The following is a 23,286-nucleotide window of genomic DNA, read 5'->3' as shown; positions in this document are numbered from 1 at the left end:
TGCGTTCGCCGCAACGCTCTACACAAGCGCCCAAAAAAGCGCGTTCGCCGCAGCGTTCTGCACACATCATTCGTCACTCGTCCGCAGCAAAACCTGCATTTTTTGCGGGACGTCCTGTAGTTTTTTCCGTCTTCGCGTTCTCAACCGGTAAGCCGCCGCGCACGGTGTTGCCTTTGTGCCCGCCTCGCTCGCCGTTTTCGTGATGCGCGGTTATCCTTGGACACGACCCGGCGACGCGCGCCGGGCAAGCGCGCCACAACACCAAACCGCGTGCCCTGGCGGGCGCGCCCGAACAGGGACTCGCTGTGGGTTTCAAACTGCTTACTGCCGCCGTGCTGGCCGCGTGCATCGCACTGACCGGCTGCAACGAACAACAGAGCGACCAGGCCGTGCAAAAACTCAAGGAATTCTTCAACGCCGTCAAGCCGGACGCACTATTGCTCAAGGATATGACGCCGGGCGTGACCACCGAAGCGCAGGTCCGCGATCAGATGGGCAAGCCGGAAACCGAGCGCACTTTCACCGACGGCTCGAAACGTTTCGAGTATCCGCGTGGTCCACAAGGTTTGAATACGTACATGGTCGACATCGACCGTGACGGTAAATTGCAAGCTATCACCCAGGTGCTGACAGCCGCCAATTTCGGCAAGATCCGCGTCGGCATGACCGAGGACGAGGTGCGGCGTCTGCTTGGCAAGCCGGGTCAGGTGGCGGTGTATCCGCTCAAGCCGGAGACGGTGTGGAGCTGGAAGTGGCGCGAAGGCGGCGTCACCGAAGAGGGCTTTTTTAACGTGCACTTCGACCGTAACGAGAAGGTGTATACGACATCGCGCTCAGACGTGATTCGCGGACGCTAGCAGGTAGTCAGTCAAAAAACGAAGCAGTGAACGAAGCGGGGTAAAAAATGATACGTCGACGTCGGTACAGCCGTATCGGGCTGGTGTTGGGAGGGGGCGCCGCGCGCGGCTGGGCACACATCGGGGCAATTCGCGCGTTGCACGACGCGGGCATCAAGCCCGACGTGGTGTGCGGCACGTCGATCGGCGCGCTGGTCGGCGCCGTGTATGCGAACGGCGATCTCGACTGGCTCGAAGAGTGGGTATCGCGTCTTAGCTGGCAGACGGTGGTGCGCCTGCTCGACCTGCGCATCTCGGGCGGCCTGCTCGGCGGACGCAAGGTGATCCAGCTATTCGCGGAGAAATTCGCCGGTTGCTCGATCGCGCAACTGAAGATGCCGTTCGCGGCGGTCGCCACCGAACTCGATACCGGCCGCGAAATCTGGCTTCAGGACGGCAGCACGATCGACTCGGTGCGCGCATCGATTGCGATTCCGGGCATTTTCACGCCCGTGTGGCACAACGGCGTGTGGCTGGTGGACGGCGGGCTGAGCAATCCGGTGCCGGTGTCGGTTGCACGCGGTATGCGCGCGGATTGCGTGATCGCCATCGATCTGAATAACGACATTCTGAACGGCCGCGATTTCGGCGGCGCGGTGGTTGAAACACCTGCGCTCGATCCGGCCGCGCCGCCGCCGGTCTCGTTACGCCGCAACGGCAAGCCGTGGCCGCGCTGGCTCGCGCCCGCGGACACACCCGTCACTGACGACGTGCGGGTCGCGCCGCCGCGCAGCGCGCGCGTACCGTCGATGCTGAGTTCGGTCGCGCAAAGCATCGACATTATGCAGGTGCGGATCACGCGCAGCCGGCTCGCGGGAGAGCCGGCAGACATCCTGATCCAGCCGCGGCTCGGCGGCATGGGCATTTTCGATTTTCACCGCGCGGCGCCGGCAATCGAAGAAGGGCGCGCGGCGGTCGAATACATGCTGCCGGCGATCCGCGCGCGCCTGGGAATGGACTAAACGCTGGCGGGATCGCGGATTTCAGCTTCGTTCGGTCTCGTTCACGCCCAAACGATCTATCGAAAAAGCGACCCGAAACTTGCTAAATCGCGGCGGCGCGTGCCGCCCGCGAGGCAGCTTACAAAAACATATCCCCCGTAAAACCAAGCGCTGCGAGCGGCGAGAGCCGCTCAAGCGTCGAATGTTGCGTCGCAACAAACCGCACGCCCCATATTTGAGCATTTGATTTTCGCTTGCGAGACTCCGCGCCATGCCGGATGAGTCGGGGCAGGCGTGCAGCATCGCCGGGCCATGCCGACGCCATCCGTGACATCCTCAAAAACCTGGATGGAGACAAGCGTGTTCCTATACGGCTTTGGCCCAGTATTGCTGGCCGGCACGATCCAGACGATCGAGCTGTCCGTGCTGTCGCTCGCGACGGCCGTCCTGCTCGGACTCGCGGGCGCGGCCGCGAAGCTGTCGTTCAACCGTCCGTTGCGGGCCATCGCGACCGCTTATACGACGCTGATCCGCTCGGTGCCCGACCTCGTGCTGATGCTGCTGCTGTTCTACAGCATCCAGATCGGGGTCAACAATCTGACCGATGCGCTGAATCTGCCGCAGTTCGACATCGATCCGTTCGTGGCCGGTGTGCTGACGCTCGGCTTCATCTACGGTGCGTATTTCACCGAGACCTTTCGCGGCGCGTTCCTCTCAGTGCCGCGCGGCCAACTGGAAGCGGGCAGCGCGTACGGCATGAGTGGCGCGCGCGTGTTCACCCGCATCCTGTTTCCGCAGATGATGCGCTTCGCGCTGCCGGGCATCGGCAACAACTGGCAGGTGCTGGTCAAGGCGACGGCGCTGGTCTCGATCATCGGTCTCGCCGATATCGTCAAGGCCGCGCAGGACGCGGGCAAGAGCACCTTCAACATGTTCTTCTTCATTCTGGTCGCCGCGCTGATCTACCTGGCGATCACCTCGGTATCGAATCTCGTGCTGATCTGGCTGGGCCGGCGCTATTCGATCGGCGTCCGGCACGCGGAGCTTTGACAAGACCATGATCGACATCCTCAATCAATTCTGGCGCGCGTTCCTGTACTGGGACGGTCAGCGCGTATCGGGTCTCGCGGTCACGCTGTGGCTGCTGGTGGCGTCGATCGGCATCGGCTTCGTGTGCTCGATTCCGCTGGCCGTGGCGCGCGTGTCGAAGAACCGCTGGCTCTCGACGCCGGTGCGAATCTACACGTACGTGTTTCGCGGTACGCCGCTTTACGTGCAATTGCTGCTGATCTATACCGGCATCTACAGCCTGAATGTCGTGCGCTCGCACAATCTTCTCGACGCGTTTTTTCGCAGCGGTTTTCACTGCGCGATTCTCGCGTTCGCGTTGAACACCTGCGCGTACACCACCGAGATCTTCGCGGGCGCGATCCGCTCGACGTCGCACGGTGAAGTGGAAGCGGCTCGCGCGTACGGCATGAGCTGGTTCACGATGTACCGGCGCATTGTGATACCGTCCGCGCTGCGGCGGGCATTGCCGTTGTACAGTAACGAAGTGATCCTGATGCTGCACGCCACCACGGTCGCTTTCACGGCCACAGTGCCCGACATCCTGAAGGTCGCGCGCGACGCGAATTCCGCCACGTATCAGTCGTTCAACGCGTTCGGGCTCGCGGCGCTGATTTACCTGGTGGTGTCGTTTGCGCTGGTAGCGCTGTTCCGCCGCGCAGAGCGTCACTGGCTGGCTTATCTGGCGGTGCGCACGCACTGACGCGTCGCATCTCCGCATCGCGGCGCCGCAACTGAAGACGCGCCGTCACAGATCGATCCGCATTTTCAAAGGGAGAGCATCTTGCTCCACACGACTCAAACCGAAGCTTGCAAGCTCGCCGTGCAGGACATCCACAAGCGCTATGGCGACAACGAAGTGCTCAAGGGCGTGTCGCTGAACGCGAACAAGGGCGACGTGATCAGCATCATCGGCGCGAGCGGGTCGGGCAAGAGCACGTTCTTGCGCTGCATCAATTTTCTCGAGCGGCCGAACGCCGGTCAGATCGTCGTCGACGGCGAAGCGGTGAAGACGAAGCCCGATCGCGCGGGCAATCTTGAAGTCACCGATCACAAGCAGTTGCAGCGCATCCGCACGAAGCTCGCGATGGTGTTCCAGCACTTCAATTTGTGGGCGCACATGAACGTGATCGAGAACATCGTCGAAGCGCCGATTCATGTGCTCGGCGTGCCGCGCCGCGAAGCCGAAGAACGGGCGCGCGAGTATCTGGAGAAAGTCGGCCTCGCGCCGCGCCTGGAAAAGCAGTATCCGTCTCATCTGTCGGGTGGTCAGCAGCAACGTGTGGCGATTGCGCGCGCGCTGGCAATGAACCCCGACGTGATGCTGTTCGACGAACCCACTTCCGCGCTCGATCCCGAACTGGTCGGCGAAGTGCTGAAGGTGATGCAGAAGCTCGCCGAAGAAGGCCGCACGATGATCGTCGTCACGCACGAAATGGGTTTTGCGCGCAACGTGTCGAACCATGTGATGTTCCTGCATCAGGGCCGCACCGAAGAAGAGGGGCTGCCCGCCGAGGTGTTGACGTCGCCGCGCAGCGAGCGGCTCAAGCAGTTTCTGTCCGGCAGCCTGAAGTAACGCGCGGCTCTTCGCCTCCGCGCCTGTTCTTTAACGATGCCTCCTCGCACGTCCAGCCCGGCTCGCACCACGCAGGTCGTTATCGTCGCGTTGCCGCCCGTGTCGATGTCGGGCGTCGGACCGATTGTCGACGCGCTCAATCTCGCCAATGAAATCGACGGGCGCGCGCTGTATCGCGTGCAGGTGTGTTCGTGGGACGGTCGCGCGGTGCCGCTTTCCGGCGGCGCGCAATGGCCCGCCGACGCCGCGTTCGGCGACGCGATTTCATGCGACTGGCTGATCATCGTCAGCGAGCGGTTTCAGCAATTTGCCGACTACCGGCTGTTTCTCGCGAGTCTGTCGCGAGTCGGCCAGCGCACGCCGCTCGTCACCGGCATTCATCACGGCGTGTGGTGGCTCGCGATGGCGGGGCAGTTGTCCGGTTATCGCGTGAGCGTCAACTGGGAAACCTATCAGCAGTTTTCCGAGCAGTTCGAGCGCTCCATCGTTACCCAGCAGATTTTCGAAATCGACCGCGATCGCGCGACCTGCGCGGGCGGTCAGGCCACCGTCGACTTCATGCTCGCGATGATCGGTCGCGAACACGGCCCCGAGCTGGCGGACCGTATCGCCGATACGCTCGGCGTCGGCGTATTGCGCGCGGGCGAGGAGCGTCAGCGCATTCCGTTCGTGACCGCGCCGGGCGAGCGGCATCCGCGTTTGAACGACGCGTTGCTGCTGATGGAAGCGAATATCGAAGACCCGCTCACCACCGATGAAATCGCCGGCCTCGTCGGCGTATCGCGTCGTCAGCTGGAGCGGTTGTTCCGTCAGTATCTCGGCTCGATGCCGTCCAAATACTACCTGGGCTTGCGGCTTTCGAAGGCACGCACGCAATTGCAGCGCACCAGCAAATCGGTCGTGCAGATCAGTCTTGCTTGCGGTTTTTCGTCGGCCGCGCATTTTTCGAATGCGTATCGCGAACGTTTTGGTGTCACACCGCGAGAGGATCGTCGTAACTGGATCGACAAGCAGACCGGCGCGAGCGGCAGCGTGGCGAGCGAGCCTCGGCCGGGCGCGCTGATCGAGCGGCCGGATCAGGTGGATTGACGCGCTGTATGTAGCACACCGCCGCGCGCGCACCGCACGCCGTTCACGCGCGTGGAACCTCATAGAAAGCGTCGCGTATGCGCAAGACGTATCGCGTGCGGTTTCCTACACTACTCGTATTACCTCTCACCTGTAACGAGGATTTGCCATGAACGACCTGACTGTGACACGCCAGACCTTCGACGAAGTCATGGTGCCGGTGTTTTCGCCCGCCGCCTTCGTACCGGATCGCGGTCTCGGTTCGCGCGTCTGGGATACGCAGGGCCGCGACTATATCGACTTCGCCGGCGGCATCGCCGTCACCGCGCTCGGCCACTCGCACCCTGAACTGCTGAAGGTGCTGCACGAGCAGGGCGGCAAGCTATGGCACATCGGTAATGGCTACACCAACGAGCCGGTTTTGCGTCTTGCCAAACGTCTCGAAGACCTCACGTTTGCCGACCGCGCGTTCTTCGCGAACTCCGGCGCGGAAGCGAACGAGGCCGCGCTGAAGCTCGCGCGCCGCGTCGCATTCGACCGTTTCGGCGCAGACAAAGACGAAATCATCTCGTTCACGCAGTCGTTCCACGGGCGTACGTTCTTCACGGTGAGCGTCGGCGGTCAGCCCAAGTATTCGGAAGGCTTCGGCCCGGTGCCGGCCGGCATCAAACATCTGCCGTACAACGATATCGACGCGGCGAAGCAAGCTATCGGCGCGAAAACCTGTGCGGTGATCGTCGAGCCGATTCAGGGCGAAGGCGGCGTGATTCCCGCCGATCCGGCGTTCCTGAAGGCCTTGCGCGAAGCATGCGACGAGCACGGCGCACTGCTGATTTTTGACGAGGTACAAACGGGGGTGGGCCGCAGCGGCTACTTCTACGCGTACGAGGACACGGGCGTGACGCCGGACATCCTGACCACGGCGAAAGCACTCGGCAACGGCTTCCCGATCGGCGCGATGCTGACCACGAACGAACTGGCCGCGCATTTCAAGGTCGGCGTGCACGGCACGACGTATGGCGGCAATCCGCTCGGCACGGCGATCGCCGAGAAGGTTGTGGAACTGGTCAGCGACCCGAAGCTGCTCGAAGGCGTGCGCGCTCGCGGTGAAGCACTGAAGGGCCACCTTGCGAAACTGCACGAGCGCTTCGGTCTGTTCAAAGAAGTGCGCGGCAAGGGGCTGCTGATCGGTGCGGAATTGACCGATGCGTTCAAGGGCCGCGCGAAAGATTTCGTCACGGCTGCGGGTCAGCATGGCGTGATCATGCTGATGGCGGGGCCGGACGTGCTGCGTTTCGTGCCGTCGCTGATCATGCCGCTCGACGATATGAACGAAGGCTTCGAGCGCCTGACAAAGGCGTTCGGCGAAATCGTCGAAGCCAACGTGCAAGCGGCGGCGCGTTGATTCACAGCATGGAGCGGAAGCCGCGAACCATGCGTCACATTCAACAGGAACGATGATGCTCTTCGTACGCCCCAGCCGCCTCGCCGATCTCGACGCGCTCGAACATATGGCGCGCACCGCGCAACCGGTGCTGCATTCTTTGCCGCACGACCGGCGCGCGCTCGAAGCGCGCATCGCGTTGTCGGAAGACTCGTTTCGCGCGGAGGTCGATTTTCCGGGCGAGGAGTTCTATCTGTTCGTCCTCGAAGACGGCGCGAGCGGCAAGCTGATGGGCACGGCGAGCATCGTTGCCGCAGCCGGTTATTCGGACCCGTTCTACGCGTTCCGCAACGACGCGCTGATTCACGCGTCGCGCGAGTTGCACGTGAATCGCAAGATTCACGCGCTGACCATGTCGCATGAATTGACGGGCAAGAGCCGGCTCGCCGGCTATTACATCGACCCGTCTCTGCGTGGCGACGCCGCCGCGCACCTGATGTCGCGCGCACGGATGATGTACATCGCCGCCAATCGCAAGCGCTTCACACCCGAGGTGTTCTCGCTGCTGCTAGGCGTCACCGATGAAAACGGCGTGTCGCCATTCTGGGAAGCGGTGGGGCGCAAGTTCTTCGGCCGCGATTTCGCCGACATCGAAATCGAGTCGGGTGGACGTAGCCGCACGTTTATCGCCGAAGTGATGCCGACCTATCCCGTGTATGTGCCGTTGCTGCCGGAAGCGGCGCAGCGCGTGCTCGGCGAACCCGACTCGAAAGCGTGGCTCGCGTATGAGATTCACCAGGAAGAGGGTTTCGAGACGGACCGCTTCATCGACATTTTCGATGCGGGCCCGGTGCTGACCGCGCAGGTGGATCGCAGTGCGTGTGTGACGCGTAACGAAACGCGCGTCGTGCATGAGGCGAGAGAAGCGGATGCGATGAATGCATCGACGTATCTGATCGCGCATAACGGTGACGATGGCGAATTCCGTTGCGTGCTGGGCGAATTGGCAGCAGGAAAAGACGCAACGCTTGCAGCGGAAACGCGCGCCGCGCTCGGTGTACAGGAAGGCGATGCAGTGCGTTGTGTGCCGTTGCATCGGCAGGATCAGGAAGAACATTCGGGAGAGGCGCAATGATCGTCGTTCGCGTTGTGCAACGAGGCGATGTGGATGCGCTAATGCGGCTCGCGCAGGAAACCGGCCCAGGCCTCACTACCTTCAAGCCGGATCGCGATGCACTCGCGGCGCGCGTGGAACGTGCGCGCCGCACGATGGAAGACAAGGCCGAGCCGCATGAAGCAGGCTATTTCTTCGTGATGGAAGACACGGAGACCGGCGACGTTGCCGGTGTTTGCGGCATCGAAACGGCGGTGGGTCTGCAACAGCCGTTCTACAACTACCGTGTGAGCACGGTGGTGCATGCAAGCCAGGATCTCGGCATCTGGACCCGCATGAGCGCGCTGAACATTTCGCACGATCTGACCGGTTACGCCGAAGTGTGCTCGCTGTTTCTGAGCCCGCGATATCGCACGAGCGGGGTCGGCGGTTTGCTGTCGCGTTCGCGCTTCATGTTTCTCGCGCAGTTTCGCGAGCGCTTTCCGCAGCGGCTGTGCGCGGAATTGCGCGGCCATTTCGATGCAGAAGGCACGTCGCCGTTCTGGCGCGCGGTCGGCTCGCATTTCTACCAGATCGATTTCAACGCGGCGGATTATCTGAGTTCGCACGGCCGCAAGTCGTTTCTTGCCGAGCTGATGCCGCGCTATCCGGTGTATGTCGAACTGCTGCCGGAAGAGGCGCAGAAGTGCGTCGGCCTCACGCATAACGACACGATTCCCGCGCGCCGCATGCTCGAAGCGGAAGGTTTGCGCTACGAGAATCACGTCGATATTTTCGATGCGGGTCCGGTGCTCGAATGCCATATCGCCGACTTGCGCACGGTTCGTGAAAGCGTGCTGGTGCCGGTCGAAATCGCCGATGTACCCGCAGGCGCTTCGCAGGATGCACCGCGTTCGATGGTGTCGAATACGTCGCTCGGCGATTTCCGCGTGGGCGTCGCGGCGGGTGTGCCGCACGACGGCGTGTTCCAGATGAACGCCGCCGAAGCCACCGCGCTCGACGTCAAGACCGGCGACCTGGTTCGGGTGCTGCCGCTGAAACACAAACAAGGATGATCATGAGCGAGCTTTTCATCGACGGCGGATGGGCCGCCGGCACAGGACCCGCATTCGCATCGCGCAACCCGGGTACGGGCGCGACGGTTTGGGAAGGCAACAGCGCGTCGGCGGACGACGTCGATCGCGCGGTGCGCAGCGCGCGCCGGGCGTTCGCGATGTGGTCGGCGTTAAGCCTCGACGAGCGTTGCGGCGTAGTGCGCCGCTTCGCTGCGCTGGTGACCGAGCGCAAGGAAGTGCTCGCCGAAGCGATTGGCCGCGAGACCGGCAAGCCGCTGTGGGAAGCACGCACCGAAGCGGCGTCGATGGCCGCGAAGGTCGAGATTTCGATTCAGTCCTACAACGAACGCACCGGTGAAAAGCGCTCGGCGATGGCGGACGGCACGGCCGTGTTGCGGCATCGTCCGCATGGCGTGGTGGCGGTGTTCGGGCCGTATAACTTTCCTGGCCATTTGCCGAACGGCCATATCGTGCCGGCGCTGATCGCGGGCAATGCGGTGGTGTTCAAGCCGTCCGAACTGGCACCGGGCGTGGCCGCCGTGACTGTGCAGATCTGGCGCGATGCGGGCTTGCCTGCGGGCGTGCTGAATCTCGTGCAAGGCGAGAAGGATACCGGCATTGCGCTTGCGAATCACCGGCAGATCGACGGGCTATTCTTCACAGGTAGTTCGGATACCGGAACATTGCTGCACAAACAATTCGGCGGACGTCCGGAGATCGTGCTCGCACTGGAAATGGGCGGCAACAATCCGCTCGTGATCGGCCCGGTCGCGGATATCGACGCGGCCGTGCATCACACGATCCAGTCGGCGTTTCTGTCGGCGGGGCAGCGCTGCACGTGCGCGCGCCGCATCTTCGTGCCGAACGATGCGAACGGCGAGCGCTTCCTCGCGCGCCTGACGGAAGTCACGTCGCGTATCAGCGTCGGCGAATATAACGCCGATCCGCAGCCGTTCATGGGCGCGGTCGTGTCCGCGCGCGCCGCATCGCGGCTCGTCGCCGCACAGGAACGTCTGCTCGCCGACGGCGCGACTGCGCTGCTCAAGATGGAGCAACGCGATCCGACGCTCGGCTTCGTCACGCCGGCCATTCTCGACGTGACCCATGTGAAGAACCTGCCCGACGAAGAGCACTTCGGCCCGCTCGCGCAGATCATCCGCTACGACAGCTTCGACGAAGCGATCGACCGCGCCAACGACACCGAGTTCGGTCTCTCCGCTGGACTGCTGGCCGACGACGAAGCGTTGTGGACGCATTTCCAGCGCATCATCCGCGCGGGCATCGTCAACTGGAACCGGCCGACCAACGGCGCGTCGTCGGGCGCGCCGTTCGGCGGACCTGGCCGTTCGGGCAACCATCGGCCGAGCGCGTATTACGCCGCCGACTACTGCGCATACCCGATGGCTTCTGTCGAAAGCGCGCAACTGCAAATGCCCGCGAGCGTCTCGCCGGGCCTTCAATTCTAAGGATCGACGATGCAAGCCACTGAAGCCAATTTCGACGGCCTGGTCGGCCCGACCCATAACTACGCGGGGCTGTCGTTCGGCAACGTCGCGTCGCAGAACAACGAGAAGTCGGTCGCGAATCCGAAGGCGGCGGCGCGGCAGGGTCTGCGCAAGATGAAGCAGTTGGCCGACCTCGGCTTTCATCAGGGCGTGTTGCCGCCGCAGGAGCGTCCGTCGATGCGTCTGTTGCGCGAACTCGGTTTTTCCGGCGACGACGCGACCGTGATCGCGCGCGTGGCGCGGGACGCGCCCGAGTTGCTGGCCGCCGCGAGTTCGGCGTCAGCGATGTGGACCGCGAACGCGGCGACCGTGAGCCCGTCAGCCGACACCAGCGACGGCCGCGTGCATTTCACGCCAGCGAATCTGTGCAGCAAGCTGCATCGCGCGATCGAGCATCAATCCACGCGCCGCACGTTGAGCGCGATATTTAACGATAGCGATCGCTTCGTCGTCCACGAAGCGCTGCCCGGCACACCCGCGCTCGGCGATGAAGGCGCGGCGAATCACACGCGTTTTTGCGCGGACTATGCGGCGCGCGGCGTCGAATTTTTCGTGTACGGACGCAGCGAATATCGTCGTGGACCGGAGCCGAAACGCTTCCCCGCGCGCCAGACGTTCGAGGCGAGCCGCGCGGTCGCGCATCGTCATGGCTTGCAGGAAGCGGCCACCGTGTACGCGCAGCAGAACCCCGACGTGATCGACGCGGGCGTGTTTCACAACGACGTGATCGCGGTCGGCAATCGCAACACGCTGTTCTGCCATCAACTCGCGTTTGTCGAGCAGAAAGCGGTGTACGACGAATTGCGCTCGAAGCTCGAAGGCCTGAAAGCGGGCTTCAACGTGATCGAAGTGCCCGACGCTCAAGTCAGTGTCGCCGATGCGGTCACCTCGTATCTGTTCAACAGCCAGTTGCTGACGCGTCCGGACGGCAAGCAGGTGCTGGTCGTGCCGCAGGAGTGCCGCGAAAATCCGCGCGTTGCCGCGTATCTGGACGAACTCGGTTCGCAAGCAGGTCCGATCGACGACGTGCTGGTGTTCGATCTGCGCGAAAGCATGAAAAACGGCGGCGGTCCGGCGTGTCTGCGGTTGCGCGTGGTGCTGGACGACGAAGAGCGCGCGGCGGTTTCGCCGGGCGTATGGATCGACGACACGCTGTTCGGCCGCCTCGATACGTGGATCGAAAAGCATTATCGCGATCGCCTCGCGCCGACCGATCTGACCGATCCGCAATTGCTGACGGAGTCGCGCACGGCCCTTGATGAACTGACGCAGATTCTCCGACTGGGCTCGCTCTATGACTTCCAGCGCTGAGCACGGGGTGCAGGTTTCGATGCTCGCCGATTTTCTCGCTTACACGCTGGCGGGAACGCGGCCGTCAGCTGATGAAGCGCAGGGCGTGTGCGCCGATAACGCAGTGCGCTGGTCATGGCTGGACGACGGCGTGCTGTTGATGCAACCCGCCGCGCCTGAAGCATCACAGCGTGAAAGTGTTCGCAGCGTGCTCGTCTCGGCAGGCGTACATGGCGATGAAACCGCGCCGATTGAACTGCTGTCGTTTCTGGTCCGCGATATTGCGCAGGGTCGCGCTACATTGACGTGCCGACTGCTGGTGATTCTCGGCAACGTGGACGCGATGCGCAACGCGCATCGTTATCGCGATGACGATCTGAACCGCCTGTTCAGTGGCCGTCATCTGCAGGTGCCGGAGAGCCATGAGGCACCGCGTGCCGCGGCGCTGGAGCGGGCGGCTACGGAGTTCTTCGCAGCGGCGTCGAACGAACCCGGCGCGCGCTGGCATATCGATATGCACACGGCGATCCGCGCGTCCGCTTTCGAACAATTTGCATTGCTGCCGCACACGGGCCGGCCGTTGTCGCGCGCGATGTTCGAGTGGCTTGGCAGCGCGCGGATCAGCGCGGTGCTGCTGCATACCACCAAGGCCAACACGTATTCGCATTTCACCGCGGAAGCCTGCGGTGCCGAAGCGTGCACGCTCGAATTGGGCAAGGTGCGCCCGTTTGGCGAGAACGATCTGACGCGCTTTGCAGGCGCGGATCAGGCGGTGCGTCATCTGCTGGCCGGAACGCGCGGCGACGCGGACGCGCCTCTGCCGCGTGTGTTCACCGTCATCGATCAGATCACCAAGCAGAGCGATGCATTCGAACTGCTGCTGGCGAAAGACATCGCCAATTTCACGCCGTTCGCCAAGGACACCTTGCTCGCCCGCGACGGCGACTATCGCTACACCGTGCGTCACGCCGAGGAGCGCATCGTGTTTCCGAACGCGACGGTCAAGCCGGGTCTGCGTGCCGGTTTGCTGGTCATTGAGACCACTGACGACACGCTGGCGCAACTCGTCTGAACGGGCGCTACGCCGTTCCCTGCACGATCTCCTTGTCCCAACGCGACACAAAGTTACAGCTTCGCCAGGCATCGGCCGGGTGACGCGCCGGAACGGCGGCTCCGGCCGCCCGCCAGGCGTGCCCGGCGAAGCCTGTACAATCTCGCCCTCGCGGCTGTTGCGCTGCACCAAACCGGCCGCATGAGTTTGAATCGCATTTTTGGCGCGGCAATCATGCCTGCGCGGATTCGGCTCCGTTTTATTCAATACCGTATAGGAACACCCGTAATGAAGATGAATTGGCGACACATGGCTGCGCTCGCGCTGTTCGCAACGGCGACGGTGGCGGCTGGCACGGCATCGGCCGCGGATATCAAGGAAGTGCGCTTCGGCGTCGAGGCGTCGTATGCGCCGTTCGAATCGAAGTCGCCGTCCGGCGACCTGCAAGGTTTCGACATCGATGTCGGCAATGCCGTGTGCGCGAAGCTGAAAGCGAAGTGCGTGTGGGTCGAGAACTCGTTCGACGGCCTGATTCCGGCGCTCGAAGCACGCAAGTTCAACGCGATCAACTCGGACATGACGATCACCGATCAGCGTCGCCAGGCGGTTGATTTCACCGATCCGATCTACACGATCCCGAATCAGATGATCGCGAAGAAGGGCAGCGGTCTGCTGCCGACGCCGGCCTCGTTGAAGGGCAAGCACGTCGGCGTGCTGCAGGGCACGATCCAGGAAACGTACGCGAAAGCGCGCTGGGCGCCGGCAGGCGTCGACGTCGTGCCGTATCAGACGCAGGACCAGATTTACTCGGACCTCGCGTCGGGTCGTCTGGATGCATCGTTCCAGGACGCGGAAGCGGCATCGAAGGGCTTTCTGAAGAAGCCGCAGGGCGCGGGCTTCGAGTTCGCGGGTCCGGCCGTCACCGACGAGAAGCTGCTCGGCGCGGGCGTCGGTTACGGTATCCGCAAGAACGACAAGGCACTGAAGGACGCGCTGAACGGCGCGCTGAAAGAACTGAAGGCGGACGGCACGATCGATCGCCTCGCCGCGAAGTACTTCGATGTGAAGGTTGTGTTGCGTTAAGACGTTGCGTATCGGGCGCAATGCATTGCGCCTCAGGACAAACGGCCGCTGATCGCGGCCGTTTGTTTTTAGTGCAGCGTGAAAGCAGGTTCGAGTTCGATGAACACCTCGCCCGGAGCGACGCTCGCCCGAATCAGCGCGCGTTCTTCGCTTCCGGCTGATCGAGGTAATCGAACACGACCTCGCCGAGACCGAGCGTCAGATCGGCGATCAGATGCCGCGCCTCGACCACTTCCAGCACCGGCAATTCCGCCACCGGCGCGAGCGCATGATGCGCGAGTTCGAGCGCGGCCGGACCGGTCCATGCGCCTTTCAGATCGATGTCCTGCAAGTAGTAGCGCACCAGTTCGCAGATGCGCGGCGTGCCGTCCACATGCGGAATCACCTTGAGCAGGAAGTTCGGCGTTTCGAGCCGCTTCTTCTGCTGCGCGAGATCCAGTTGACGATGCTTGTAGCCCATCGTGCCCGTGGCGATGCGCACCGGGCCGTAATCGAGCGTGCCGACCAGCGTGTCGGTATGCACGGCGAGTACCGGGTTCGCGAGCTTCTTCGGAAAACCCCACAACTCGCGTCCGCCGGCGATCGGCGGATGATCGTCCAGATACATCGCCAGCGTGTAGCCGCCCGCTACTCCGTTATACGACACCGGAATCACCTGGCCGCTTTCCGTGTAGTCGCCGAAACCGGTCGAATCCGGCATGCGGATGAACTCGTAATGCACCAGCGGCTCGCCGATCTGCAGCGGCTCCGGCACCACGGCGCGCAGTTTGTCCGGGTCGGTGCGGTAGGTGATGATCAGAAATTCGCGGTTGATGAAGCGATACGGGCCCATTGGAAATGCCGGACTGGTGATCGGCATCGCGAAGGCATTCGACAGCACGCTTTTGACGTCCATGGTTTTCCTTGGTGGCTAACTGGGTGGTTGCACGGGCAAACGAGGAAAGCAAGGTAAGGCGAGGGTGGAACGCTTTTGCACTGCATCAGAGTATCGTCGATTCCCCGCTCGATTTCAGCGAGCCCGTGCGGCAATTATTTCGAGATATTGCGTCGCGGACATGTCGGCCAAGGATGGGCTGCGATAAAATCGCCGGGTTACACCGCAGGCGCGACGGGCCTCACAGCGAGAAACACGCTAACGGTGCAGCAAAACCAAATACAGCGGCACGCGCCAGGGCGGCGCCCAAGCGGGGGACTGGAATGACCACCATCGCAATCGAGACTGTGACGCAGACCGGCCCCGCCGACGACGCGCAACTCATTGCCAGTTTTGCACGACAGCCGATTCTCAATCGGGACGGCATGTTGTGCGGTTACGAAATCAAGGTGCGGGCACCGGCATTGCCGGAGGCAGATGCCGAAGCAGAAGCATCGGCAGAAGCACAGGAAGGCTCGCCCGACGCGAAGCTCAGCCCGGCACAACGTGTGGCGAGGGCGGTCGTTCACGGCCTGACTCATGGCGACATGCGCGGTGCACTCACCGGTCATCCGGCGTACTTCGACGTCAGCCGCGAGATGCTGTTCGACGATGCCATTCTGCGATTGCCCGCCGATCGCTTCATGTTCGAATTGCCGCCGTCCATTCAGGTCGACGACGAATTGATCGCGCGCATCGTGCATCTGCACGGCCGCCGTTACCGCTTCGTGCTCGACGATGTCGCGCAGCCCAACGAGACCTTCGCCAAACTGCTGCCTTACGCGGAGGTCGTGAAGATCGATGTCGCGCGTGCGCCCACGGCGCTGCTGCCGAAGCTGGCAAGCGTGCTGAAGTCGGCGGGCAAACTGCTGCTCGCATCGGGTGTCGATACACAGGACATTTTCGAAGCGGCGCGCGGACTCGGCTTCGACCGCTTCCAGGGCTACTACTTCGCGCGCGCGCAGAACCTGACGACGCGCCGTGTCAGCGCGCCGCGTCACGCGTTACTGAATCTGCTGCAATTGCTGGCCGGCGACCCGACCGTCGCGCAACTCGAAGCCGAACTCAAGCTGAATCCGGTGCTGGTGATGCATCTGATGAAGCTGGCGAATTCGAGCGGCCTGGCGCTCGGCCACCGCGTGACCACCTTGCGCGATGCGATCAATGCGACCGGCACTGCCCGTATTGCGCGCTGGACGCAATTGCTGCTCTACGCGGACGGCCGCAAGGTCGCGCTCGAAGACGACCCGCTGCTGCAACTCGCGGCGACCCGCGCACGTTTCATGGAACTGGCGATCGAGCGCATGCCCGACGCCGGTCGAGACGAAGCGGACGCGGCGTTTCTGACTGGCGTGTTCTCCTTCGTCGACGCGGTGTTCGGCGGTTCGCTCGAAAGCACGTTGAACGTGCTGACGCTGTCGCGCCCGATCCAGGCCGCTATTCTGCATCGCGAGGGGACGCTGGGTTTGCTGTTGAGCGCGGTCGAAGCACTGGAGCGCGGCGCGTGGGATCAGATCGAAGCGGTGTGCGCGCGCCTGCAAACGTTGTCGGTGGAAGAGGTCGCGCAGATGGGCCTGGCGGCAGGGGCGTGGGCCGGTGTCGCGGACCGCAGTGCGGAAGGGTTGGAAAGGATCGAGGATTGAGGGGACTGAGACGTCCGTCGTCCGGCTGGAAAGCGAGCCTTGAGAAACAAGGCTCGCAGAACAGCGCATCAGGCCGAAGGCCGTCGGTGCAACTTCAAACCAGCATCAAACTCAGCTTAGGGCAAATGCAAATTCGGTGAGTGTGAAGCGCGGTGATCAACGATCACGCCACGTCTTCACATCATCTCCATTTCCCGCATCTGCCCCAAGCCGAAAAAACGTCCTAACTCCTTGGCCATTTCGTTCAGCACGCTCATTTCTTTCTGAGAGATGCGGCGTGGCTCCTGAGTGTGCGACCAGTCGCCGTATAACAGCGCCACCGTCTGATCGCTTTCATCGACAACCGGCAGTAGCACGAAAGCGCGGGCGTCGTCGAATGAACGGCGGAACCACTCCGGTAATCGCGCGACCATTTTCGGGTCGCGTGCGTTCTCGATGAAGATGCCCACCGAATTCGCTATCGCGAGATGAAACACGTCGGGCTCGAACGCGGTGTTGAAGGTCAGCCTGGGCAGCGCCGCGTCGATCTTCGGACCCAGGCCGAGACGCGCCTTGAACGTTCCGTTGCTATGTTTGACGAACACCACGGTGCGCGCAAAGCCGAGCCCGGCCAGCACGGTTTCCGCGGCCATCGCGAGCGCCGGTGCGAGCGGACTGCCGTCGGGCAGTTCGCGCAGATCCTTGACCCCCACCGCAATGCGCGCTTCGGGACTGAGCGCCTCGCGCGCGATCGCATCCGCATTCGCGCGCAACTCGACGATCTCGGCCATCACCCCGTCGCCGCCTTCTTCGCGGGCCAGCGCCACGCTCATTTCGAGCAGCACCTCGGGGTCGGTGTTCAACACGGCGCTATATTCCTGCGCCAGCGCGGCGATCTGCTGCTCGCGTTCCCATTCGGGCACGTTCTGCTGCGTGAGTACGTTGGCGACCGCCGTCGAGTAATTGGTGATCGCGCGCAGCCATTGCACCTGGCGCGGCTGCTCGGTGTCTTGCGGATCGTATTCGCCCATGCCCGAGCGGATCATGTCGGGCAGCCGCCAGCGTACCGCGGCTTCCGCGCCGATTTCGTCGAAGGTCACGCCGAGCACCAGCACGCACGCGTCGGCTTCGAGTGCGCCGCCTTCGATGTGACGGCGAATCTGGTCCCATTCGGCGTCGAGATAGAACACCACCAGCAGCTTGCCGATCTGCCGCATCAACGTGCAGACCACGGCCTCTTCACCGGCGCGCAGATCGCCGCGCTCGGTCAGCTTGCGGGCGACGCAACCCGACAGCAGCGTACGGTTCAATTCGAGTTTCGCGTCGATGCGGCGCGGTGCGCTGTGATGAAAGTGATCGACGATCTTCAGACCGACGACCAGATGGCCGACCGCGTCCATGCCGAGCACCATCAGCGCGCGCGACACGGTGGTGATGTTGCCGCCGAACGCCATGTACATCGCCGAGTTCGCGAGCCGCAGCACCTTTTGCGTGAGCGCGAAGTCCGACAGCACCACTTGCACGAGGCCGGTGAAGTCGAGGTCGTCGTTGTTCATCGCCGTCATGGTGGTGCGCAGCGACTGCGACAGCATGGGGAAATCGCCGCGCTCGCTCATTCGCGTCCAGAGCCGGTCGAGCACTGCCGCCTTTACCATGTGAGTCCCGCCAAAGCCATACATGTTCCAAAGAGTGCCACCGGCACGAGGCCGGCTTGTTCCGCTGCGAAAAGCGCTTTGCCTGCGTCGCTAGGCGGTATGCAGGTGAAGCGTGCGAGCTTCGAAACGCTGCGCGAGTTCGTCGGAAGGCAATGCCTTGCAGACGAGCCATCCCTGAATATGATCGCAGCCCATCTCAGTGAGAAGCGTGCGTTGTGCTTCTGTTTCAACACCTTCGGCAACCAGTTCGAGATCGAGTGTCTGCGCGAGCCCGACGACCGCGCTAACGATTGCCTGATCGTTTCGCGAGGTTAGCAGATTCTCGACAAAACTCCGGTCGATCTTCAGCTTCGCAAGCGGAAAGCGCTGCAGATAAGCCAGGCTCGAATAGCCAGTGCCGAAGTCGTCGACAGCAAAGCGTATGCCCATCGCCGTCAATTCTTCGAGCAGACCTTTCGCGTGCGCGGGGTCGTGCATCAGCAGGCTCTCGGTGATCTCGAATACGAGGCGGCGCGGGTCGATGCCGGTCAGCTCGATCGCCTCGCGCACCGAATCCTTGAAGCGCGGATCGCGGAACTGCTGCGGCGACACGTTCACGGCTACGTATTGCAGGGCGATACCTTTTGCATCCCATTGAATCAATTGCATGCACGCGACCTTCAACACCCAGTTGCCCAGGAAGTTGATCAGGCCGATCGACTCTGCAAGCGGAATGAACATCGAAGGCGGTACGAGCCCGTGCACCGGATGCGACCAGCGGATCAGCGCCTCGACGCCGACCACGCCATGCGTGCGGCTGCTCGTGATCGGCTGGAAGTGTAGCGAGAACTCGCCGTTACGCACACCGTCGTAGAGGTCCGCCTCGAGTTTTAAGCGTTCTGCATCGGCGGGGTTGTCGTCGGGCACGTAGAACGCGAGCGTGTTGCCGCCAGCCGCCTTGGCCTGCAGCAACGCGTGATCGGCCCAGCGCAGCAGGTGAGTGTCGTGCGCGGCGGTATCGTTTGCGTGACGCACGTCGGGATACAGCGCAATGCCGATACTCGCCGACAGATGCACCTGCTGGCCCTTGAATACATACGGTTGCTGGATCGCGGTCAACAGGCGGCGCGCGAGCGCTTCGGCAGCGGCCGCCGCGTCGGTGCGGCTGGCGGCGGGCTTGACCAGGATCGCGAACTCGTCGCTGGCCACGCGTGCGATGGTCTCGCTGGGGCTCGTCATGTTCAGCAGACGCCGCGACGTATCGCGCAGCATCTCGTCACCGGCGTCGTAACCGAGCGCGCGGTTCACGCGCTGATAGTCGTCGATGTCGAGGAGCAGCAATGCGACAGGCGTGCCGTGCGCGTCGGCCTGACGCTGGGCGTCGAGCAGCGCGGGAATCAGCGCGGATTGATTGGCGAGGTTGGTCAGGCGGTCCAGATGGAGCGCCTGGGTCAGACGTTCTTCGGTGGCGCGCCAGGCCGACACGTCGAAGCCCGCGATCGCGTAGCCTTCGACGCCGTTATGGCTGCTGCGCACCACGCGCAGTTCGACGGTGATCGGGTAGGTCAGCGACTTGATCAGCCCGAGCGTGGCCTTCTCGACGTTGCCCGATGTGGCGGCGAGCGTGAGCAGCGCGTCGAGGCGCGCTACGTCGGCAGGCGCGACGAGATCGTGCAGCGTAATCGTTTCGAGATATTCCCGGTGGTAACCCACGAAGCGCAGGCTCGCATCGGAGACGTAAATGAAGCGCAATGCGTCGTCCACATGCGCCAGCAGATCGACGGCGCCGACCACCTGTTCAAGTTGCGCAGCGTGGCTTGCGGCCGTCTGCGGTATATCGTCCACACGCCGGCCGAACGCACGAAGCCGGTCCATGACCGTGCGCACGGGGCCCCGGCGAGGGGCGGTGATCCTGTTCGCTTCCATGTTTGTCGCTGGCAACCTGTATTCGTGTGCAGGCAGGCGGCTCGTGTTCCGCCGGTCGGGCGGGCGAGAGGTATCAAACCGCCCCATCAGAACGAGATAACGACCGGCTCCGAAAAATCTTTAGCGGATACTGCAAAAAACTGAAAAAAACAACTGGTAAGAAAGTCGGCTGGCAGCCACGCACCGTCTGTGGATCGATTCGGTTAAAGTGGCAACGCTTCACGTCCGTTAATACGTCAAACACTGTTGTGCAGTGCCGGCTGTCACGTCGCTGCTGCGTAGCTTTTCCGAACACTTGCACCGCTGATCCATGTCCGAACGTCATATTGCCAGGACCGCACCCCGGCGCATCGAGGTGCTTGAGTCTTTTGCTGAAGGCACCGAACCGGACTTCCCCGCGCAGTTCGTCTACCTGGGCCGCCAGCCGATTCTCGATCGCGACGGCGCGCTTAGCGCGTACGAACTGCTGTTTCGAGCCGGTGCGCACAACTATGCCGAAATCAGTGACGACGCGCAGGCCACCGCGCAGGTCGTCGCGCGCACGATCGGCGGGATCGGCGTGCCGTCCGTACTCGGGCATCATCGCGGCTTCGTCAACATGAACCGGGCGCTGCTGTTCAACGACATCGTCCATCTGATGCCGCCCGATCGTTTCGTGCTCGAAGTGCTGGAGACCGTCAAGTTCGACGCGCACCTGGCCCGCCGGCTCGGCGAGCTGCGTCGCGCAGGGTTTCTGATTGCACTCGACGACGTCAGCGAAATGTCGGACGAACTGATCGGCGCGCTGCCTTACGTCGACATCGTCAAGATCGACTTTCTGCAAGTCGGCCGTGACGAACTGGCGAAGCTGGCGTCCATCGTGCGCAGTCACGGCAAGACGCTGCTCGCCGAGAAGGTCGAAACGCGCGAGGACTTCGCGCTCGCTCGCGATCTCGGCTTCGATCTGTTCCAGGGTTACTTTTTCGCGCGGCCGCAGGTGCTGGCCGCGCCGCGCAACCGCTCGTCGCGGCCCGGTTTGCTGCGCCTGCTGGCGCTGCTTTCACGCGACGCCGGCTTCGTCGAACTCGAAGCGGAACTCAAGCTGAACCCGAGCGTGGTCGTGCAACTGCTGCGGCTGGTCAATTCGAGCGCGTTCGGGCTGGGGCGCAATATCGCGTCGCTGCGCGAGGCGATCATCGCCACCGGCACGCGGCAGATCGCGCGCTGGGCGCAGCTGCTGCTTTACGCGGACAGCGGCGATCTGCCCTGGAGCGCCGATCCGCTGGTGCAACTGGCCGGTACACGCTCGCGCTTCATGGAACTGACCGCGAACTGGCTGCGCCCTTCCGACGACGATTTCGGCGACGCCGCGTTCATGACCGGGATCTTTTCGCTGGTTCACGTGGTGCTGGGCAGTACGCCCGGCGAGGTGCTCGACAAGCTTGGCCTCGCGCCGCAGATCCGCGATGCGATCGTGCGTCGCGATGGTCCGCTCGGCGCGTTGCTGCGCCTGGCTGAAGCGGCCGAAGAGGGCAATGCTGTGTCGGTCGCACTCGGCGCCGATGCGCCTGCGGGCTTCGAGGCGCTGACTCCCGACGTGTTGTCCGAGCTGAATCTGTCGGCGGCGGCCTGGTTCGGCGCGCATATCGCCGAGGTGGCTGCGTGATAGGCGTGATATGGCTGATAGCCGCCGGCTTTCGTCTCGCTGACAGGTCGAAAGAAAAGCGGCGAGCCAGGCGGTAGTCGACACAACGCAAACGGGGGGCGCAAACATCGCGTCCCCCGTTTGCGTTGTGCGTTGCTGGCAGGCCGCTTGTACGCGACGCGTTCGTCCGTGTTCCAATAGCGTGCAGAGGTGGCCGGTTGTGTTGCCGAACGCCGCCTCCCGCCATTCATGGGACGACGCGCGAGTACTCGCGTACAGAGGAGCAACAGATGAAACGTAAGTTCAAATCGGCGGCTTTGGCTGCTGTGATGTCGGCCGGATTCGCGATGTTTTCGTTGACGGCCTCGGCCACGCTCAAGCCCGGCGACGCCGCGCCGGCCTTCACCACGCAGGCTTCGCTGGGCGGCAAGACGTACACGTATTCGCTCGCCGACGAGCTGAAGAAAGGGCCGGTGGTGGTGTATTTCTACCCGGCGGCTTTCACGAAGGGCTGCACGATCGAAGCGCATGAATTCGCCGATGCCGTCGACGAATACAAGAAATATGGCGCGACGGTGATCGGTGTGTCGCACGACAACATCGACACGCTGACGAAGTTTTCGGTCAGCGAATGCCGCAGCAAATTCCCGGTTGCCGCGGATGCCGATTCGAAAGTGATCGGCGCGTACGACGCGGGCATGCCGTTGCATAACTCGATGGCTAATCGCGTGTCGTATGTGATCGCGCCGGACGGCAAGATCATCTATGAATACACGAGTCTGTCGCCGGAGAAGCACGTCGAAAACACGTTGAAGGCCGTGAAGGACTGGGCCGAGGCGCACAAGCAGTAGCGAGTCGTGACGAGCCGTTACGCTGACATGGGCTTGTGGCGCGGTCCTGACTGCCACGATTAGCGTGGCGCCAACGTCGTGCGCCGCCATTTCCGGCAATGGTTTTTTGCGCCGCGTTTGAGTGGCAGTTGGAAGTCGATCAGGCATCGCTCGTGCTAGGCTGAGTTTTTTTGCCTGGTGAGCTTGCGATGCCGATTATTGTTGCTTTGTTCGCGCTGATCGCGCTGGTGTATGGCGCAGTGCGGGCGTTCGATGCCCTTGAGACGTCTTTCGGTCTGGCCGTCGCGGTTGGCGTTGCGATCGTCGTCGCATTATTGGTGATTGCGGCGCTGGCCTACTGGTGGCGTCGCCGGAAAGAAGTCGCGCCGAACGTGCGCGACGGCGACTGGACTCACGAACTGAAGGGAAGCTGGGGCGCGGTGCGGCTGGCGTCGGGCAAGCGCCTGTGCGAGATCCGGCTCGGCTCGGAGCAGGGCGCCTATATCTTTGCCGATCTGCGTGGCGCCGAGGCCCGAAGCGCGGGCGGCGAATGGAAACTCGCGGTGCAGGTCAAGGATTCGCGCCAGGGCGAATGGCTGGTGCCGATGCAAAGTGAACGGCAGGCGCGGCAATGGCAGCGCATCTTCCTGCTGGCGATGGACCAGAAGCTTTAAGCGGAGGCGCGCTCGCGGGTTGTGCTCACTGA

General features: G+C 63.0%; 20 protein-coding genes. 17 read left to right on the top strand and 3 right to left on the bottom strand.

Annotated features, from left to right (window positions below; all coding sequences use genetic code 11):
• Positions 1-305 precede the first annotated feature (305 nt).
• From ABH945_RS08345 to ABH945_RS08285, 13 genes are all read left to right on the top strand, one after another.
• Positions 306-857: a hypothetical protein gene (locus ABH945_RS08345; RefSeq protein ID WP_074763699.1), complete on the top strand. Its 552-nt coding sequence runs from the start codon at positions 306-308 to the stop codon at positions 855-857.
• Positions 858-904: 47 nt separating this feature from the next.
• Positions 905-1,858 (top strand): patatin-like phospholipase family protein, encoded by a 954-nt coding sequence (locus ABH945_RS08340; RefSeq protein ID WP_074763700.1) that lies wholly within the window; start codon positions 905-907, stop codon positions 1,856-1,858.
• Positions 1,859-2,197: 339 nt separating this feature from the next.
• Positions 2,198-2,887 (top strand): ABC transporter permease, encoded by a 690-nt coding sequence (locus ABH945_RS08335; RefSeq protein WP_429250246.1) that lies wholly within the window; start codon positions 2,198-2,200, stop codon positions 2,885-2,887.
• Positions 2,888-2,894: 7 nt separating this feature from the next.
• A complete protein-coding gene (locus tag ABH945_RS08330) occupies positions 2,895-3,608 on the top strand; it encodes an ABC transporter permease (RefSeq protein WP_074763702.1) in 714 nt (237 codons plus the stop codon).
• Positions 3,609-3,689: 81 nt separating this feature from the next.
• The gene (locus ABH945_RS08325; RefSeq protein WP_429250245.1) at positions 3,690-4,481 is read left to right on the top strand and encodes an ABC transporter ATP-binding protein; all 792 of its coding nucleotides are present in this window, start codon (positions 3,690-3,692) and stop codon (positions 4,479-4,481) included.
• Between the two features lie 36 nt (positions 4,482-4,517).
• Positions 4,518-5,570: a GlxA family transcriptional regulator gene (locus ABH945_RS08320; RefSeq protein ID WP_074763704.1), complete on the top strand. Its 1,053-nt coding sequence runs from the start codon at positions 4,518-4,520 to the stop codon at positions 5,568-5,570.
• 148 nt (positions 5,571-5,718) lie between these two features.
• Positions 5,719-6,954 (top strand): aspartate aminotransferase family protein, encoded by a 1,236-nt coding sequence (locus ABH945_RS08315; RefSeq protein WP_074763705.1) that lies wholly within the window; start codon positions 5,719-5,721, stop codon positions 6,952-6,954.
• 55 nt (positions 6,955-7,009) lie between these two features.
• Positions 7,010-8,068, top strand: coding sequence for an arginine/ornithine succinyltransferase subunit alpha (gene aruF / locus ABH945_RS08310; protein WP_429250384.1), 1,059 nt, complete (start codon positions 7,010-7,012; stop codon positions 8,066-8,068).
• Positions 8,065-9,102, top strand: a complete 1,038-nt coding sequence (gene astA, locus ABH945_RS08305) for an arginine N-succinyltransferase (protein WP_429250244.1) — start codon at positions 8,065-8,067, stop codon at positions 9,100-9,102. Before aruF ends, astA begins: the two co-directional genes overlap by 4 nt.
• A gap of 2 nt (positions 9,103-9,104) precedes the next feature.
• The gene (gene astD, locus ABH945_RS08300) at positions 9,105-10,568 is read left to right on the top strand and encodes a succinylglutamate-semialdehyde dehydrogenase (RefSeq protein WP_429250243.1); all 1,464 of its coding nucleotides are present in this window, start codon (positions 9,105-9,107) and stop codon (positions 10,566-10,568) included.
• Between the two features lie 9 nt (positions 10,569-10,577).
• On the top strand, positions 10,578-11,918 hold the full coding sequence (gene astB, locus ABH945_RS08295) for an N-succinylarginine dihydrolase (RefSeq protein WP_074763707.1): 1,341 nt from the start codon (positions 10,578-10,580) through the stop codon (positions 11,916-11,918).
• Positions 11,902-12,969 carry a succinylglutamate desuccinylase gene (gene astE / locus ABH945_RS08290; protein WP_429250242.1) on the top strand — a complete coding sequence of 356 codons (1,068 nt, stop codon included), beginning with the start codon at positions 11,902-11,904 and terminating at the stop codon, positions 12,967-12,969. The genes astB and astE overlap by 17 nt, the downstream gene beginning before the upstream one ends.
• A gap of 267 nt (positions 12,970-13,236) precedes the next feature.
• Complete coding sequence (locus ABH945_RS08285; protein ID WP_074763709.1) at positions 13,237-14,031, top strand: ABC transporter substrate-binding protein; 795 nt, start codon at positions 13,237-13,239, stop codon at positions 14,029-14,031.
• A gap of 133 nt (positions 14,032-14,164) precedes the next feature.
• Here the strand turns inward: ABH945_RS08285 and ABH945_RS08280 are convergent, their stop codons facing one another.
• Positions 14,165-14,926 (bottom strand): acetoacetate decarboxylase, encoded by a 762-nt coding sequence (locus ABH945_RS08280; protein WP_074763710.1) that lies wholly within the window; start codon positions 14,924-14,926, stop codon positions 14,165-14,167.
• Between the two features lie 302 nt (positions 14,927-15,228).
• On the opposite strand from ABH945_RS08280, the gene ABH945_RS08275 reads away from it, so the two are divergent.
• Positions 15,229-16,587: an EAL and HDOD domain-containing protein gene (locus ABH945_RS08275; protein WP_429250241.1), complete on the top strand. Its 1,359-nt coding sequence runs from the start codon at positions 15,229-15,231 to the stop codon at positions 16,585-16,587.
• A gap of 176 nt (positions 16,588-16,763) precedes the next feature.
• On the opposite strand, the gene ABH945_RS08270 is transcribed toward ABH945_RS08275, so the two are convergent.
• Together ABH945_RS08270 and ABH945_RS08265 are read right to left on the bottom strand one after the other, a co-directional pair.
• The gene (locus ABH945_RS08270; RefSeq protein WP_074763712.1) at positions 16,764-18,221 is read right to left on the bottom strand and encodes an HDOD domain-containing protein; all 1,458 of its coding nucleotides are present in this window, start codon (positions 18,219-18,221) and stop codon (positions 16,764-16,766) included.
• Positions 18,222-18,311: 90 nt separating this feature from the next.
• A complete protein-coding gene (locus ABH945_RS08265) occupies positions 18,312-20,126 on the bottom strand; it encodes a putative bifunctional diguanylate cyclase/phosphodiesterase (protein WP_074763713.1) in 1,815 nt (604 codons plus the stop codon).
• 310 nt (positions 20,127-20,436) lie between these two features.
• On the opposite strand from ABH945_RS08265, the gene ABH945_RS08260 reads away from it, so the two are divergent.
• The 3 genes from ABH945_RS08260 (at position 20,437) to ABH945_RS08250 (ending at position 23,254) form a co-directional block, all read left to right on the top strand.
• Positions 20,437-21,771: an EAL and HDOD domain-containing protein gene (locus ABH945_RS08260; RefSeq protein WP_074763714.1), complete on the top strand. Its 1,335-nt coding sequence runs from the start codon at positions 20,437-20,439 to the stop codon at positions 21,769-21,771.
• Positions 21,772-22,040: 269 nt separating this feature from the next.
• Positions 22,041-22,601 (top strand): peroxiredoxin, encoded by a 561-nt coding sequence (locus ABH945_RS08255; protein WP_074763715.1) that lies wholly within the window; start codon positions 22,041-22,043, stop codon positions 22,599-22,601.
• A 188-nt stretch (positions 22,602-22,789) separates the two neighbouring features.
• On the top strand, positions 22,790-23,254 hold the full coding sequence (locus ABH945_RS08250; RefSeq protein ID WP_429250240.1) for a hypothetical protein: 465 nt from the start codon (positions 22,790-22,792) through the stop codon (positions 23,252-23,254).
• Positions 23,255-23,286: the final 32 nt, after the last annotated feature.

The organism is Paraburkholderia sp. GAS333 (assembly GCF_050435665.1).
Lineage (GTDB): Bacteria > Pseudomonadota > Gammaproteobacteria > Burkholderiales > Burkholderiaceae > Paraburkholderia > Paraburkholderia fungorum_A.
Note: the sequence above shows the minus strand (reverse complement) of the source record. Positions and strands in the feature narration are given on the sequence as shown.

Bases quoted from the DNA above. Each gene is read 5' to 3' on its own strand.
- ABH945_RS08340 (WP_074763700.1), top strand. From the start codon at position 905: ATGATACGTCGACGTCGGTACAGCCGTATCGGGCTGGTGTTGGGAGGG.
- ABH945_RS08330 (WP_074763702.1), top strand. From the start codon at position 2,895: ATGATCGACATCCTCAATCAATTCTGGCGCGCGTTCCTGTACTGGGAC.
- ABH945_RS08320 (WP_074763704.1), top strand. From the start codon at position 4,518: ATGCCTCCTCGCACGTCCAGCCCGGCTCGCACCACGCAGGTCGTTATC.
- ABH945_RS08315 (WP_074763705.1), top strand. From the start codon at position 5,719: ATGAACGACCTGACTGTGACACGCCAGACCTTCGACGAAGTCATGGTG.
- aruF (WP_429250384.1), top strand. From the start codon at position 7,010: ATGCTCTTCGTACGCCCCAGCCGCCTCGCCGATCTCGACGCGCTCGAA.
- astA (WP_429250244.1), top strand. From the start codon at position 8,065: ATGATCGTCGTTCGCGTTGTGCAACGAGGCGATGTGGATGCGCTAATG.
- astD (WP_429250243.1), top strand. From the start codon at position 9,105: ATGAGCGAGCTTTTCATCGACGGCGGATGGGCCGCCGGCACAGGACCC.
- astB (WP_074763707.1), top strand. From the start codon at position 10,578: ATGCAAGCCACTGAAGCCAATTTCGACGGCCTGGTCGGCCCGACCCAT.
- astE (WP_429250242.1), top strand. From the start codon at position 11,902: ATGACTTCCAGCGCTGAGCACGGGGTGCAGGTTTCGATGCTCGCCGAT.
- ABH945_RS08285 (WP_074763709.1), top strand. From the start codon at position 13,237: ATGAAGATGAATTGGCGACACATGGCTGCGCTCGCGCTGTTCGCAACG.
- ABH945_RS08280 (WP_074763710.1), bottom strand. From the start codon at position 14,926: ATGGACGTCAAAAGCGTGCTGTCGAATGCCTTCGCGATGCCGATCACC.
- ABH945_RS08275 (WP_429250241.1), top strand. From the start codon at position 15,229: ATGACCACCATCGCAATCGAGACTGTGACGCAGACCGGCCCCGCCGAC.
- ABH945_RS08270 (WP_074763712.1), bottom strand. From the start codon at position 18,221: ATGGTAAAGGCGGCAGTGCTCGACCGGCTCTGGACGCGAATGAGCGAG.
- ABH945_RS08265 (WP_074763713.1), bottom strand. From the start codon at position 20,126: ATGGAAGCGAACAGGATCACCGCCCCTCGCCGGGGCCCCGTGCGCACG.
- ABH945_RS08260 (WP_074763714.1), top strand. From the start codon at position 20,437: ATGTCCGAACGTCATATTGCCAGGACCGCACCCCGGCGCATCGAGGTG.
- ABH945_RS08255 (WP_074763715.1), top strand. From the start codon at position 22,041: ATGAAACGTAAGTTCAAATCGGCGGCTTTGGCTGCTGTGATGTCGGCC.
- ABH945_RS08250 (WP_429250240.1), top strand. From the start codon at position 22,790: ATGCCGATTATTGTTGCTTTGTTCGCGCTGATCGCGCTGGTGTATGGC.